Annotated in this window: 17 protein-coding genes; 9 read left to right on the forward strand and 8 right to left on the reverse strand. The window is 63.2% G+C overall.

Going from position 1 to position 14,707, the window contains the following annotated elements; translation table 11 throughout:
* The first annotated feature begins 102 nt into the window (after positions 1-102).
* The gene (locus A3AI_RS0109505; RefSeq protein ID WP_024515361.1) at positions 103-414 is read left to right on the forward strand and encodes a hypothetical protein; all 312 of its coding nucleotides are present in this window, start codon (positions 103-105) and stop codon (positions 412-414) included.
* A gap of 147 nt (positions 415-561) precedes the next feature.
* On the opposite strand, the gene A3AI_RS0109510 is transcribed toward A3AI_RS0109505, so the two are convergent.
* From A3AI_RS0109510 to A3AI_RS0109520, 3 genes are all read right to left on the reverse strand, one after another.
* A complete protein-coding gene (locus A3AI_RS0109510) occupies positions 562-1,185 on the reverse strand; it encodes a GNAT family N-acetyltransferase (protein WP_024515362.1) in 624 nt (207 codons plus the stop codon).
* 148 nt (positions 1,186-1,333) lie between these two features.
* Positions 1,334-1,735 (reverse strand): PaaI family thioesterase, encoded by a 402-nt coding sequence (locus A3AI_RS0109515; RefSeq protein WP_024515363.1) that lies wholly within the window; start codon positions 1,733-1,735, stop codon positions 1,334-1,336.
* Between the two features lie 172 nt (positions 1,736-1,907).
* On the reverse strand, positions 1,908-3,185 hold the full coding sequence (locus tag A3AI_RS0109520; RefSeq protein WP_024515364.1) for an ArgE/DapE family deacylase: 1,278 nt from the start codon (positions 3,183-3,185) through the stop codon (positions 1,908-1,910).
* Between the two features lie 133 nt (positions 3,186-3,318).
* Between A3AI_RS0109520 and A3AI_RS49255 the strand changes: the two genes are divergently transcribed.
* Entirely contained in the window at positions 3,319-3,582 is a 264-nt protein-coding gene (locus A3AI_RS49255; protein ID WP_036047820.1) for a DUF6719 family protein, read from the forward strand.
* Between the two features lie 20 nt (positions 3,583-3,602).
* Here A3AI_RS49255 and A3AI_RS0109525 read toward each other — a convergent pair whose 3' ends face one another.
* Both A3AI_RS0109525 and A3AI_RS48725 read right to left on the reverse strand, forming a co-directional pair.
* Complete coding sequence (locus A3AI_RS0109525) at positions 3,603-3,968, reverse strand: hypothetical protein (RefSeq protein WP_024515365.1); 366 nt, start codon at positions 3,966-3,968, stop codon at positions 3,603-3,605.
* Between the two features lie 9 nt (positions 3,969-3,977).
* Positions 3,978-4,136: a hypothetical protein gene (locus A3AI_RS48725; RefSeq protein ID WP_198030086.1), complete on the reverse strand. Its 159-nt coding sequence runs from the start codon at positions 4,134-4,136 to the stop codon at positions 3,978-3,980.
* 316 nt (positions 4,137-4,452) lie between these two features.
* On the opposite strand from A3AI_RS48725, the gene A3AI_RS0109535 reads away from it, so the two are divergent.
* On the forward strand, positions 4,453-4,668 hold the full coding sequence (locus A3AI_RS0109535) for a hypothetical protein (RefSeq protein ID WP_156927701.1): 216 nt from the start codon (positions 4,453-4,455) through the stop codon (positions 4,666-4,668).
* On the opposite strand, the gene A3AI_RS0109540 is transcribed toward A3AI_RS0109535, so the two are convergent.
* Positions 4,658-5,203, reverse strand: a complete 546-nt coding sequence (locus tag A3AI_RS0109540) for a CreA family protein (RefSeq protein WP_036047822.1) — start codon at positions 5,201-5,203, stop codon at positions 4,658-4,660. The genes A3AI_RS0109535 and A3AI_RS0109540 overlap by 11 nt on opposite strands.
* Positions 5,204-5,547: 344 nt before the next feature.
* Here A3AI_RS0109540 and A3AI_RS0109545 point away from each other — a divergent pair, with 344 nt between their 5' ends.
* The 6 genes from A3AI_RS0109545 to A3AI_RS0109570 all read left to right on the forward strand — a co-directional run bounded on the left by A3AI_RS0109545 (position 5,548) and on the right by A3AI_RS0109570 (position 11,633).
* Positions 5,548-7,152 (forward strand): L,D-transpeptidase, encoded by a 1,605-nt coding sequence (locus A3AI_RS0109545; protein WP_024515368.1) that lies wholly within the window; start codon positions 5,548-5,550, stop codon positions 7,150-7,152.
* A 38-nt stretch (positions 7,153-7,190) separates the two neighbouring features.
* Positions 7,191-8,834 carry a hypothetical protein gene (locus A3AI_RS0109550; RefSeq protein WP_024515369.1) on the forward strand — a complete coding sequence of 548 codons (1,644 nt, stop codon included), beginning with the start codon at positions 7,191-7,193 and terminating at the stop codon, positions 8,832-8,834.
* Between the two features lie 61 nt (positions 8,835-8,895).
* Complete coding sequence (locus A3AI_RS0109555; protein ID WP_024515370.1) at positions 8,896-9,459, forward strand: glutathione peroxidase; 564 nt, start codon at positions 8,896-8,898, stop codon at positions 9,457-9,459.
* A gap of 183 nt (positions 9,460-9,642) precedes the next feature.
* Positions 9,643-10,617, forward strand: coding sequence for a polysaccharide deacetylase family protein (locus A3AI_RS0109560; RefSeq protein ID WP_024515371.1), 975 nt, complete (start codon positions 9,643-9,645; stop codon positions 10,615-10,617).
* A gap of 49 nt (positions 10,618-10,666) precedes the next feature.
* Entirely contained in the window at positions 10,667-11,062 is a 396-nt protein-coding gene (locus A3AI_RS0109565; protein WP_198030087.1) for a dihydroneopterin aldolase, read from the forward strand.
* Between the two features lie 4 nt (positions 11,063-11,066).
* Positions 11,067-11,633, forward strand: a complete 567-nt coding sequence (locus tag A3AI_RS0109570) for a dihydrofolate reductase family protein (protein WP_024515373.1) — start codon at positions 11,067-11,069, stop codon at positions 11,631-11,633.
* A gap of 110 nt (positions 11,634-11,743) precedes the next feature.
* Here A3AI_RS0109570 and A3AI_RS0109575 read toward each other — a convergent pair whose 3' ends face one another.
* Together A3AI_RS0109575 and A3AI_RS0109580 are read right to left on the reverse strand one after the other, a co-directional pair.
* On the reverse strand, positions 11,744-12,196 hold the full coding sequence (locus A3AI_RS0109575; RefSeq protein WP_024515374.1) for a DoxX family protein: 453 nt from the start codon (positions 12,194-12,196) through the stop codon (positions 11,744-11,746).
* An 88-nt stretch (positions 12,197-12,284) separates the two neighbouring features.
* Positions 12,285-14,624 carry an NADP-dependent malic enzyme gene (locus tag A3AI_RS0109580; protein WP_024515375.1) on the reverse strand — a complete coding sequence of 780 codons (2,340 nt, stop codon included), beginning with the start codon at positions 14,622-14,624 and terminating at the stop codon, positions 12,285-12,287.
* Between the last annotated feature and the right edge of the window lie 83 nt (positions 14,625-14,707).

Below are 14,707 nucleotides of genomic sequence, written 5' to 3' on the forward strand. Positions count from 1 at the left end.
TATGGGGAAATCCGCCAACGCATAGCTGAATTGCCATAGCAGTTTCATATTGCAATGCAACATACTGGCTCCTAGGTATCCCGGATCAGACGAGAGGCCTCCATGAGCGAAGACTGGAATACCAAGTATGGACCGCGGCGCGTCAGGCGCGATCCGCCAACCCTGGAAGAAGCGATCTTCGCTGCGGCCGGGATTACCGAGGATCATGACGCGCAGGCCGAGATTGCTGCAGCGCTGATGGGGATGCCGCTCGACGCGGTGCAGGCCGAGGTGAAGAAGCAGAGCCGTGTGGCCGCGCGCGGCGGCGTCGTGACGCGGGTGATTGCGGGCGAACAGGGCGCCCAGCGCTCGGTCGTGGTCGAGCGCCGCGTGGTCCGGCGCATCCCAACCGCTGCCAAGCGTACCGGGACCTGATCAGCCCTCTCTGCCCGCCGCAGGTCGCGCGGGCGCAAGCGTCAGAACAAGCAAGCGCGATGGCGGCTGCCATTGCGCTTTTGTTTTGGCACTTTCGTTTTGAAGGCCTGCCGCGCTGGGGCGCGGCGAAACCGCTGGGCGTGCGGGTCAGGCCGCGCGCCCCGAACTGTACATTCTCGAAAACAGCCTCCAGCAGGCGCGGTTCAAATTCATCATCGCGCGCGCTGCGACCAGCGGTGTATCGATCGCGAGTTTTGCCAATTCAGCCTGCGGCTGCGGCGGGACATCGAGCGTGCCGGTGGATTCGCCACGGCGGAAGATCAGGCACGCGCCGAACTTCGCGGCGAGCGCGCGCATGGCCTGGTTCTGCGCGCCCGTGGTGATGCGCAGGCGGCGATGGCCCCTCCATTGCGCTTCCGAAATCAGGCGCTTGAACAGCACGCTGCCCACGCCGTGCCGGCGCACGCATTTCTCGACACTGAACGCGACCTCGGGCAGCCCATCTTCCGATTGCTCCGCAGGATGCAGTTCGGCCGCGCCGCGGACGATGCCGCTTTCCATATAGGCAACGATGATCGTGCCGTCGTCAGCGCATTTCTCGGCGTAGCTCTCGATGAAACTATCGTCCAGAAAACCATTGAAGCGGTCGTGCCGGCTCTCCGGATCGAGCCGCAGCAGGTGATCGCGCAACAGCGGCAATTCTTCCCTGCGGCTCAGAGTCCGCACATAGCCGAAGCCCGGCCGCGGGCGGTAGGTATCTTCGTATGGCAAGTCAAAACTCCTCGTGGATAGCCCTCGAGGAGGCGTTCGAATCCCTAGAACAACGGATATTGTGCATCGCACCATAGAATTCAAGACCGCGTCTGGCCCCGAATTTCACGCAAAAGGCACGACGGTTAATGGGGTCCGGCCGCTACTTTCATACCAGCACCATCTGGGTCTGAGTGACGATGGCAACCAGCTTGCCCTCTGCCGTCTCCAGCCGCGTCTGCCAGACCTGGGTGCGACGGCCGCGATGGATCGGGGTCGCGGTTGCGATCACCGTGCTGCCCTCCCTGGCGGGACCGATGAAGTTGGTCTTGCTTTCGAGCGTCGTGGTGCCCTTGGCATCTTCGGGCAGATTGATCACGGTCGCGGCCGCGCCGACGGAATCGGCCAGTGCCATGACTGCGCCACCATGAAGAAGGTGACCAAGGGTGCAGAGATCCGCGCGCACGGTCATCCGCGCCACCACCTTGTCCTGGCTCGCCTCGGTGAAGCTCACGCCCTTGAGCTCGGCAAAGGGCATTTTCAGCGAATTGATCTTCTCCAGCGGCGTCATGAATCCTCCAGTTCTTGCTTCCGACAAGGATAGGAGCAGCCGGGTAAGTCAGGCAATGACGTCGGAGGTAATGGCACCGCGTCGGGTGCGCAAAGCGAAGCATGCCCACCGCCACCGCGCCTCCAGAATTGTGGTGGGCACGGCGCAGGTGCGCCTTGCCCACCCTACTCCGTCAGGCCTTCTCTACGCCGCACCATTCCGCGACGAACAGCGCGGTGGCCTTGGTGAATTGGCGCAGCGACTCGAGCTCGACATATTCGTTGAAGCCGTGCATGGCCCCGCCGCTTGCGCCAAAGCACAGGCTCGGAATGTTGTAGTTCAATCCATAGAAGCGGGTGTCGGTGAGCGCGGTAAAGACCAGATCCTGCACCGTGCCGCCATAGACGGCGCCATAGGCCTTGGCGAACGCCCCTTCGGCGTCGGCACTATCCTTCAACTCGTACCCCTCCGACAGAAAGCCCGACCATTCGAGCTCAGGCGGATTGTTGGAGAGGAAGCGGTGGTCGCGCGCAGCGGCGGCCACACAGGCGCGGATCTCGGCCTGCGCCTCGGCAACCGACCAGCCTGGCAGGATCGCGATCCGGCAATCGACATCGCACCAGGCCGGCACGCTGGACGCCCAGTCGCCGCCCTTGATGATACCGGGGTTGAAGTTGATGGGATTGGTGAGCGTCTTGAAATGGCGGTCGGCCCTGGCGCGCTCGTTCCATTTGGCCTCGAGCTGCTGCAAGGCGGCAATCAGGTGATAGGCCGCAGTGATGGCGTTGGCGCCGGAGCCGGCCTCGAACACATGCACGGGATGGCCACGCACCTTGAGGCGAAACCAGATCACGCCCACCTGCGAGCGCACCATCTTGCCGTTGGTCGGCTCCGGGATAAAACAGGCATCCGCGCGGTAGCCACGCTGCAGGGTGGAGAGCGCGCCGACACCGGTGCTCTCCTCCTCGATCACGGATTGAAAGTGAATCCGTGCAGTGGGGTTGAGGCCGGCAGCCTTGATCGCGTCGACCGCGTAGAGGGCGCCGATGGTGCCCGACTTCATGTCGCAAGCGCCGCGGCCATACATCTTGCCGTCGCGGATCACAGGCGAAAATGGCGGCGTTTCCCACATGTCGAGCGGCCCGGTCGGCACGACGTCGCAGTGGCCCTGCAGGATGAGCGATTTTCCAGCCGTGGCAGCGGGACGGTAGGTGCCGACCACCGAACGGGCCCGGGAGAAATCCGTCTCGACCGGCCCGAAGCCGCGCAGCTCCTCGAGCTCATCGAGGTCGATCTGCCAGTCGTCAACCTCATAGCCGCGCTCGCGCAGGAGGTCACCCATCATGTCCTGGCAGGGGCCTTCCGCGCCACGGGTCGAGGGGATCGCGATAAAATCGCGGGTCGTCGCAATCTGCGCATCGAAAGCCGCGTCGACGGCATCGACGATCCGTCGGGTCATATCAGTGTTCATCTGCACCTTTCGTCCAGTTACCGTCCGATCAAAGCACATTCGACGGCCAAGGGAACCAGCATCCCGGCTGTCTTTCAGAATCGCAAGTCCGTCCTTACACTCACGTACCCAAAGAGATATGCGGCGAACACCAATGCCAACGTCTTTACGCACGCGCTTTTTTCATCTCACCGTAGCTGCCGCCTCAGTTTCCGCCCTCGGCTGCCCGGCGCATGCGCAATATGTGGGCCGCGAGCAGAACATTGTGAACTTGCGGCTCGGTCAGCGCGTTCTGGTCGATGATGGAACCTGCCCCGCCGGCCAGGTGAAAGAAGTCTCCGGCTCAAAGATGACGGCGACGGGAGTGGTACCCGCGCGCAAATGTGTGGCACGGCTGCCCAACAAAAGCGGAAAATAGAACGCAGGAAAAACCGACCGCTATTGCGCCGGATCGAACATGCACTGCAGTGCAGGCTTGGCGATCATGGTAAAAGTCGGGCCAATCTCCCATTGCTTCGAGGCCGGCACCCACGCGTTCTCGATGGTCGGCACGCCGGTCTCGCTGATGCCGCGCAAGAGCGCCTCGCGCAGGTCGTTGTCCTCGACAACGGCCACGGCGTGATCATGCAGACAGCTGCAAACCTCCTCCGGATGCGCCCAGCGGCCGAGCATATGCGGCGCGCATTGGCGCACGAAGTCAGCGCGCGGATCAGGCAACCTGATCGGCGCGCGCGACTGGGCGTGGGCTGAAGCAGCGAGAGACAAAGTTGCGACCAGCGTCGCGGCACCAATACGGAACAGCATGATCAACGACTACTTCTCGTTCGCAGCAACCACCAGGGCGGGCGATACAATCGACGGGCCGCTATAGGCGAAGGTGCCGATGCCCGGCAGACCTCCCTCCACGGGACCCGCCATCGACAAACCGGCCAGCATAAAGGCACACGCAAGCAGGCATTTCAGCGTCCGCATCTGAGCGTCTCCAGTTATCACCGGCAGCTTATGATCGCCCCTGGCAATGGCGGCTGATTAACCATGCTTCGTTTCGCCAATTCTGCACTCAGACGGCAAAATGGTTTCGTCGGACCGGCCAATTGTTTCGTCGGAGCGGTTCCGACGAAACATTGCGGCTGGAACGAATGCCATTTCAATGACTTAGGAGAACGACCGAAGCGGCGCCGGAGATGCCACCTTCCGCGGACTTATCAACCGCGGCGTGCAGGACCAGGCGGCGGATTCTTTACGTATCTCTGCGTAAAGAGATGGCAACAAGGGGAGGATGCCGATCATGGAACATGGCGACACCGTCGCAGGCGAAACATCGCAGCAGCAGGACCGTGCGCTGGCAGGCGGCGCGCTGGCGGACCGCCGGCCTGTCCGTTGCGGTGCAATGATGCAGCAGGACTGCAGCCTTGGCTTGCAATCAACACCACAACAATTCATTCGCCTGGTCGGCGGCTACCACCGGCCAGCGCCGGCTCGGAATCAGGCGCTCACTGGATGAAGTCGCCGCATTTCTGCACCTCGCTGTCGGCGGCACCCCAGGGCATGATGGGTACGGTCGACGTCGAGTTTTTCGGCGAGCCGTCGATCAGCTTGTCCGAATAGACCATGTAGACCAGCACGTTGCGCTTGGCGTCGCAGCCACGCACGATCTGCATCCTCTTGAAGAAAAGTGAGCGGCGCTGCCGGAACATGTCGTCAGCCTGCTCCAGCTTGCGCTTGAAGCGGATCGGACCGATCTGCCGGCACGCCAGCGACACGTCAGAGACCTGCTCCGCAAGTCCCAGCCAGCCCGCATAGCCGCCCTTTTCCGGCACGGTGAAATGACAGGCAACTCCATCAACCTCCGGATCATCAACGCCATAGGTGGCGAGCTTATCATTCGGGCTCATCAGCTTGAAAACCGTAGAGCGGCGGAAGATCAGGTCCGGCTCATCGGCGGCGAAAGTGCGCGAAAACGAAAATGTGAGCAAGACCAGCGGCAACAGGAAAAGACCTGCCAATCCGGTGCGCCTGGCTGCGGTAACGCGTGTCATAAAACTCTCCGAAAGCGCCGCGCGCGACCGGTTCGACCTCCGTGCAAGGAGACGAAAAGCGGCACTGAAATCATGGATTTGGGTGCACTATTGGCTGTGATGTCTAAGGCGAGATTTTTCCCGCTACCGATGTCACAGAGCATGCACCGGCCGCGCTTTCGCCATGTAGGCGCGCGAAGCATTGCTGGGAAGGCCGGGCCCAGCCGGCGCTTAACGGAATGTGAGGCTTTTTTGTTACGCTTGGGGCGAAACTGACGAAGCTTCGCGCCGCCGCGCTGGTGAACGGGTTTCGCGTCTGCGAGAACCAATCGGCACCGCCGATCGGAATTTTGGGGATACTGCACTTGGCTTTTCAACAAAGAGTAACGGCCAACATTGCAGGCCAAACGTTTTGGCGAATTGCGATCGTTGCCGCCGCCGGCGCGATCGGCAGCGTTTCGCGCGCCGACGCCGCCTATTACTACTGGCAGGATTCCGATCCGACCTATTACCGGCCCGTGCCGGCGATGCAGCCGCGCCGTCCGGTCGAACGGCGTCAGGTCAAGAAGAACGTCGTCGCGCCGAAGGAGACCGGCGCCAAGCCGCAGGGCGCGCTGATCATCGCCGTCTCGATCAACAAGCAGCAGGTCAAGCTCTACGACGCCAACGGTTTCTTTGCCGAAGCGCCGGTGTCCACCGGCATGAAGGGCCACGGCACACCGATGGGCGTGTTCAGCGTGATCCAGAAGCACAAATGGCATCATTCCAACATCTATAGTGGCGCGCCGATGCCCTATATGCAGCGCATCACCTGGTCCGGTGTGGCCCTGCATGCCGGCGTGCTGCCGGGCTATCCGGCCTCGCACGGCTGCATCCGCATGCCCGAGGCGTTTGCAATCAAGATGTGGAACTGGACGCGGATGGGTGCGCGCGTGCTGGTCACGCCCGGCGAGATCTCACCCACGAGTTTCACGCATCCCCTGCTTCCCAGCATCAAGGTGCAGCCGCAACCGCAAGTGTCGGCGGACGCCGCAACCGATGCACCGCTCGCCACCAAGGCCGACAAGGGCGCGGCAGACAAGCCGGATGTCGTTGAGACCAGGCTCGAGCTGCGGGCGGCGGTCGACCACAACGAGGCCCCCTCGCCCGATGCGGATGCGACGCGCGACAAGACCCGCACCGCAGATGCGAGCAGCAAGGCGCAGGCGACCATGTCCGATGCCGGGTCGGCGGCGCCCAGGGGTGATGTCACCGTCGATCTTGCCGCCACCAAGCAGCCTACGGCCGACAACGCCACGCCAAAGACCGAAGACGTCGCGACCGCCACGCCCAAGGTCGATATGCGCGCAAGCGATGCGAAGAGCGCGGTCAAGCCGGCCGAACCCGCAAAGGCTGGCGATGCGGCCGCGCAGAAGCCTGCGGCAAAGGCCGATGCCGCCCCCGATGCCAGGAAGGATGACACCCGCCTGCCAGATGCCGCCAAGGCCGCGGCGGCGAAGACCGAGGCTGCCAAGCGGGCCGGCCAGATTGCGGTCTTCATCAGCCGCAAGGACTCCAAGCTTTATGTGCGCCAGAACCTTGCGCCGCTGTTCGATTCACCGGTGACCATCGCGCCCTCGGACCGGCCGCTCGGAACCCATGTGTTCACCGCCGAGATAGACAGGAACGATCCCAACGTCGTGCACTGGTCGGTGGTATCGCTGCCGGTCTCGACGCGCGGTCTGGTCCATGAGGACGAGCCGCGCAGCGCCATGCGCCGCAAGGGCGTAAAGCCGGAGCCCGTCGCGGCCAGGGCGACGCCTGCGATCGACAGCCCAACCGAGGCGCTCAACCGCATCACCATTCCCGCTGATGTGATGGCTCGCATCACCGATGCCCTGACCACCGGCGGCTCGATCATTGTGTCGGACCAGGGCATCAACCAGGGCGAAACCGGCGAAGGCACCGACTTCATCGTGTCGCTGCGCTAGTCGATTTGTCGGGGCGGGTCGGCTAAAACAAGCCCCGCATGACCCAGCTTTCTACGCCTGCTGCAACTCGCGCACAGCGCCCCGCCATCACCGACGACGCCTTCGATCGGCTGATACGCCTCACCTGGCGCAAGGGCCTGCTTGCGATCATCGCGGGCCTTGCCGTGTCGTTCGTCCTGTTCGGCTATACCACCGTCTACTGGCGCAACGCCGACATGGACTTCATGGTGATCTACAACGCGCTCGTCATGAATGACGGCAAGCCGCAGCATTTCTTCGATCACACCGCCTATCTCACCATCCTGACCGTCAAATCATGGTTCGCCTTTCTGCACGGCTTAGGACTGCTGGACGCGTGGGCCCTGCCGGCCATCCCGCCGGCGAGCGATACCGCCGCCTTCGATGCCGCGATGACACACGCCGTCCGCGCGGGCCGCGTACTGGCGTTCCTGATCGCGACGGGCTGTGTGGTGATTTTCGCCGGCCTGATCCGCCTCATCGTACGCGACTGGCGCGTCGCCATGTTGGCGGTGCTGGCGTTCGCGCTGTCCGGCGGCATAGCCGTGCATTCGCGGATCCTGCGCAGCGAGCTGGTCGCTGCATGCCCCGTCATCTTCGCGCTGATGATCCTGATGGCCGCGGGACGTCGTGCCAGCCGCTGGCGTCCGCTGGCGATGGCGCTGGCTGCGGCGCTGTGCGTGCTCGGCCTTGAAAACAAGGTGCAGGCCATCCTGCTGATCGCGCTATTGCCACTTGTGATCCTGCCGTTCGGCAGTATGCGAAGCGCAAGTGTCGCGTTCTGGCAGAACAGCAGGCAGAGCTGGCTTCTCGCGATCGCAGCCGGCCTTCTCGCCTGCGCAGCCGGCTGGGCGGCATGGCCGCTCGCGGTAACCGGCTTCGACCGTCAACTGCTCGACGCCGCCGGCTTCCATCCGCTGCTGCTTGGCCGCTTTGGGATCTATCAGCTCGCACTGATCGGTTTCATCGTGGTCGCGATGGTCGCCTATGCCACGCTGTGGCGCATCAGCGTTGCCGAGACGCTGGCTGCGATCTGTGCGGTGGCAGCCGGCGCTGCCATCACACTGCTGCTGCTCAACCTCGCCTACGACACCAACAACGTGATCGCCGTCTTCAATCCGCTGGAGAAGATGCTGACCTTTGCCGATCCCTCAACGGCCGACGCCGCCCACGGCTCGGGACTTGGCGCAGTCGTCCTGTTGCTGCAGGGATTGGGATCGGTACTGGCACGCTACACCTTCGTGCTGCATTCCTCGGCGCGACCGACGGTGTTCCTGACCTGGCTGGTCATCCCCGGCATCGTCTACGCCTTTCACCGCGGCGAGCGGCGCGCCGCGGTGCAGGCGCTCGTGCTCATGTGTGCGGCGATCGCGATCGATACGCTTGGGGTGCGGCGCGGGCTCAAGACCGAATATTTCATCTTCACCGATCCGCTGATCATCCTCGCCGGCGCGGTGTTGCTCGAGCGGATGCGCGACCTGCGCTTTCACAAATGGACCTACCCGATCGCGCTGGTGCTGATCGTACTACATATCGGCGTCGGACAATCCGAGCCGATCAAATACGCCTTCAAGCGAACCGGACCGCAGTCGGCCTGCGACTGGAACGTCTATTATATGCCGCTATTGCCGTTGCCGTGGTGCCCGCCGATGACGCGCTCTTGAGCGGCAGCAAGCAACTGGATCGGCTATGATCGCCGTGCAGCAAGACGCATGGAAGGTTGCCATGATCGACCGCAGAAGCGTGATGGCCGGCGCGCTTGCCGTTTTGGCTGGCCGAGGCGCGCGTGCAGAGACTGCGGCGAGTCGGATTACGGCTTACGCGTTCTCCTTTCCGGCGCTGTCGCAGGGCGAGATTCGCCTCGCCGACTACTCCGGCCGGCCGCTGCTCGTAGTCAACACCGCCTCGCTGTGCGGTTACACCCCGCAATATGCCGGGCTGCAGCAGCTGTGGACCGAATTTGGCGAGCGCGGGCTCGGCATGATCGGCGTTCCCTCCAACGATTTCGGCAGCCAGGAGCCGGGCAGCCCGGCGGAGATTGCGGAGACTGCCCAGCATCAATATGCCGTGACCTTCCCGATCGCGGCAAAGGCTGTCGTCGTCGGACCCAATGCGCACCCTTTCTACAAATGGGCCGCTGAGGCACGCCCCAAGGATGTTCCCCGCTGGAACTTCCACAAATATCTGATCGGCCGCGACGGCTATATTGCTGACGTCTTTGCATCGGCGGTCGAGCCGACGGACACGAGGGTCAAAACCGCGATCGCGCGGGCGCTTGCTGTCAGCTGAAAGCGGCCTTCCCCCATGACTTACCCGATGATTCGCCCGTTAACCGGCATACAGGACAAATCGGCTCCAAAGCCCTAGAATCATTGCGTTGAGGTCCGGCAGGACTATGATGTTTCGGGTGAAACGGCTTGGCCGACGGCGAGCGATGCCGAGTGGGCTATGCGGCAATCAAGGGAAACGACAATGCGTGTTGCGGCAGGATTGATCTTCGCGGTTTCGCTGTGTGCTCCCGGCGTCGCATGGTCGCAGAGCGCACCTCCCAAGCCGGCCGCAGCCGCACAAACCGCCCCCGCACCCGCGCAGGCCGCCCCCACTCCGGCCGCACCGCAACAGGCAGCTGCTACGCAAGTCCAACCGGCACGCGCGCCCTGCAACAATCCGGACGCTCTCGGCGTCGCCCGCACCGTCGAAATCGACACCACAGGCGGTCCCGGCTTCGGCTTCGAACATTTCAAGGAACTCGACTTTCTGCGCGATCATGAGGTGGTACTGACCTTCGACGACGGCCCCTGGGTCGAGAACACGCCGGCGGTCTTGAAGGCGCTTGCCGATCAGTGCACCACCGGTATCTTCTTCTCGATCGGCAAGCACGCCACCTACTATCCGGAAATCCTCAAGCAGGTTTACGCGGCCGGCCACACCGTCGGCACGCACACCTGGTCGCACGCCACGCTCACCAACAAGAAGCTCAGCGAGGACCAACGCAAGGAAGAGATCGAAAAGGGCATCAGCGCGGTGAAATGGGCATTGGGCGGCGTCTCGCCCGCGCCGTTCTTCCGCTTCCCGGCGCTGCAGCATCCGCCGGAGATGGTCACCTATCTCGGCACCCGCAACGTCGCGATCTTCTCCTGCGATCTCGACTCCTTCGACTTCAAGGCGAAGAATGCCCAGCAGGTGATCGACGTCACCTTCAAGAAGCTCGACAAGCTCGGCAAGGGCATCATTCTGATGCACGACTTCCACAAGCACACCGCCGAGGCACTGCCGGAGATGCTGCGCCGCCTGAAGGCGGGAGGCTACAAGGTGGTGGCCATGCGCGCCAAGGCGCCGGTCGAGTCGCTGCCCCAATATGACCAGGAACTGATGAAAGAGGACGTCAAGCTGCCGACAGTCAGCCAGCGTCCGGTCTCCAGCGTCGTTACCACGGTTTCGCAATAACGATCGACAACGATTCCATGAGGCCTCGGTCCGTATGGGCCGAGGCCTCATGACGATCCAGCCCATGACCTTCTCACACCAGGACCACCTGATCGTACGGCTGAAGAACGTGGTCGTGGAGACACGCTGCGGCATCCATCCGTGGGAGCAGCATCCGGAGCGGCCCAACAAGCTGTCGATCGATATCAGCCTGTTCGCCAGGCTCGAGCATCGCCGGCTCGCAAGCTTCGGCTATATCGATTACGATCATATCCGCAACTTCCTCAAGGCATTCCCGGGACGGCCGCACACGCCGCTGCTGGAGACCCTGCTCGACGAGATCGTCGACAAATGCTTTGCCGACGACCGTGTCGAGGCCTGCCACGTCTCGATCACCAAGCTGAACATCTTCAACGAGTCCGAACCGGGCGTTGAGGTCTATCGCACCCGCGCGATGTGGACATAGTTTGATGCCACAGGCGTCGCGTTTCTGCATCGAAGCCTACGTCATCGTCTCCGCCGACGGCATGCTTGCCAAGGGCGATCACGTGATGCCGCGCGAGCTCAAATTCGATGCCGACAAGGCCTTCTTCTCGGCGGCCCTCGACCGAACGGATCTGGTCTTGCACGGCCGCCTGTCACAGGAGGATCACCCGAACTCGCCGAAGCGAAAGCGGATCATCCTGACTCGCAAGGTGGCCTCGCTCGCCACTGCCCCCGATAATCCCAGGGCGATTCTGTGGAATCCGGCCGGCAGCCGTCTTGAAGCGGCTTGCGAATTTGCCGGCGTCGTCTCGGGGAAGATCGCAGTCATCGGCGGCCCTGCCGTGTTCGACCTTTTCATGGATCGCTATGACACCTTCTGGCTCTCCCAGGCGCCACACGTCCGTCTGCCGGGCGGAGAGCCCTGCTTCGGTGGTGTGCCAGGGCGCTCACCACAACAGGTGCTCGCCGCGCATGGGCTGAAGCCGGGCCAAGCGCGGATTCTTGATGCGGCCCATGATGTCACGGTGACCCCGTGGCAGCGTCACGCCTGAGCGTTTTCCGAGAGCACTGCCGATTGGGTTGAACTGGTTCGCGCCGCGAGTTCGTTCACCTCTCCCCAGCGGGGAGAGGTGCCCCTGGGGCAGCTAGCTGAACCGGATCCTCATACATCCCCGTAGGCTGGCTCGGCCGTTCGCGGGCCTCGTCCGTAGCCAGCAATGATGAACAGCGCGCCGATGAGGGCGAGGTTCTTCAAGGCATCGACCACGGTCTTTGCGTTTTCGGGCGCGCTCTGATTCCAGAAATCCTGGAAGTAGAAGGTCGATCCTGCAACGTACAGGATCAGGATGATCGCAAAGAACCGCACCCCGAAATTGAGTGCGATCATCAACCCTGCCAGGGTCTCGAACACGCCGGCGCCGATCGCAAGCAGCTGCTGCATGGTCATTCCGGTGGCAGTTTCCACCTGGGTGACATAGGGAGCCAGCTGAGAGGGGATCGTCACCTTCGAGGCGACGAAATCCGCGGTGGGCTGGATGGCAAACAGCTTGGTCGCACCGAGATAGATGAAGAGAGCGGCGAACAGAACTCGCCCGAATGTAATCAGAGCTGGCATGGTCGGCCTCGTCAGACGCGGGTCAGGGGCGGATCGATCGCGAAAGCGCAAGCGGATTATGGGGGGTCCGCCTGCGCTTTTCAAACCATCAAATTGCGACGCCCTCGGAACGCTCCCTCGCCTCTTCAGGTGTCGGCTGCGCCCGTCCGGCGCACTCCTGGGCCTCGACCGCGGCAATCGCCGTCATGTTCAGAATGCCGCGTGCGGTCACCGAAGGAGTGAGGATATGCGCGGGACGCGAGGGTCCGATCAGGATCGGCCCGACAGGCACCGCATCGGTGAGCACCTTGACCATCTGGTAGGCGATGTTGGCGGCGTCCAGGTTGGGCATGATCAGGATGTTGGCGACGCCCTCGAGCAGGTTCTGCGGCAGGACCAGCTTGCGCGTCGCCTCCGACAGCGCGGTGTCGCCCTGCATCTCGCCGTCGGACTCCAGCTCCGGATGATGGTGCTTCAGAAGCGCGGTGGCATGGCGCATCTTGCGCGAGGAATCGGTGTCGTAGCTGCCGAAATCCGAATGCGACAGGAATGCGATCTTCGGCTTCAGGTTGAAGCGCTGCACATGGCTGGAGGCCAGTGATGCAATCTCCGCCAATTCCTCCGCGCTCGGGTTGGAGCGCACCTCGGTATCCCCGATGAAATAGGCGCCCTTGGCGGTGATCAGCAGCGCCAGCGCCGCGAACTCGCTGATGCCGTCGCAGCAGCCGACGATCTCGCGTACATGGCGCAGATGGCTCATATAACGGCCCTCGACGCCACAGATCATGGCATCCGCCTCGCCACGGATCACCGCAAGCGCAGCAATCACGGTATTGTTGGTACGCACCACGGTGCGCGCGGCGTCAGGCGTCACGCCGCGGCGGCCGGCAACATCGATATAGGACTGCACATAGGAGCGGTAGCGTGGATCGTCCTCGGGATTGACCAGGTCGAAATCCCGGCCCGCCTTGATGGACAGGCCGAACCGCTTGATGCGGGCTTCCACCACCGAGGGGCGTCCGACCAGGATCGGTTTTGCCAATTTCTCCTCAAGCACCTGCTGGGTGGCGCGCAGCACCCGCTCGTCCTCGCCTTCGGCATAGATGACGCGAACCGGCTGCGACTTGGCCTTCGCGAACACCGGCTTCATGACAAGGCCGGAGCGGAAGGAGAAGCGCTCGAGGCCAGCGGCATACTCGTCGAAATTCTTGATCGGCCGCGTCGCGACGCCCGAGTCCATGGCAGCCTTCGCCACCGCCGGCGCGATGCGCTGGATCAGCCGCGGATCGAACGGGCTCGGAATCAGCGAGCCCGGTCCGAAGCCCTGCACTTCGGTCGAGTCGAAGCCGCGCGCGACCACGTCCGACGGCGCATCGCGCGCGAGCTGTGCGATCGCGTTGACGGCCGCGTGCTTCATCTCCTCGTTGATGGCGGTGGCGCCGACATCGAGCGCGCCGCGGAAGATGAAGGGGAAGCAGAGGACGTTGTTGACCTGGTTGGGGAAGTCGGAACGGCCGGTGCAGATCATGGCGTCGGGCCGCGCCGCGCGCGCCTCATCCGGCATGATCTCCGGCGTCGGATTGGCAAGCGCCAGCACCAGCGGCTGTTCCGCCATCTGCTTGACCATGTCCTGGGTCAGCACATTTGGCGCCGACAGGCCCATGAAGATATCCGCCCCGCCGATCACGTCAGCCAGCTTCCGCTTGTCGCTCACTTGCGCATAGACCGATTTCCAGCGGTCCATCAGCACCGGCCGGCCCTCATAGACCAGGCCCTCGATGTCGCAGACCCAGATGTTCTTGCGCTGCGCGCCCAGGGAGACCAGCAGATTGAGGCAGGCGAGCGCCGCAGCGCCCGCACCCGACACCACGATCTTGACGTCGGACAGCTTCTTGCCGTTGAGCAGTAGGGCATTCGTGATCGCAGCAGCCACGATGATCGCGGTCCCGTGCTGGTCGTCATGGAAGACCGGGATCTTCATGCGCTCCTTCAGGCGCGCCTCGATCTCGAAACATTCCGGACCCTTGATATCTTCGAGATTGATGCCGCCAAAAGTCGGCTCCAGCGCCGCCACCGTCTCCACCACCCGCTCGATGGTGTCGGCGGCAATCTCGATGTCGAACACGTCGATGCCAGCGAATTTCTTGAACAGGACCGCCTTGCCCTCCATGACCGGCTTCGACGCCAAGGGTCCGATATTGCCGAGCCCAAGCACGGCGGTGCCATTCGAGACGACGGCGACGAGGTTCGACCGCGTGGTCAGGCTCGCGGCCTGGGCCGGATCCCTGGCGATTTCGGTGCAGGCCGCAGCGACCCCCGGCGAATAGGCCAATGCCAGGTCGCGCTGGTTGGCGAGCGGCTTGATGGCCTGGATTTCCAGTTTTCCCGGTCGCGGCAGCCGGTGATACGCCAGCGCCGCCGAATGGAGGTCTTCAGAATAGGACGACATGGATGCTCCCGCATTTCCGGCTCCCGGCTGCCAATCCGGGACCCGTCTGCCTTTTTCCGGCAAAACGAGGCGGTTGTGAAGCA

Origin of the sequence: Bradyrhizobium sp. Tv2a-2 (assembly GCF_000472425.1) — a bacterium.
In the GTDB taxonomy this organism is placed as follows: domain Bacteria; phylum Pseudomonadota; class Alphaproteobacteria; order Rhizobiales; family Xanthobacteraceae; genus Bradyrhizobium.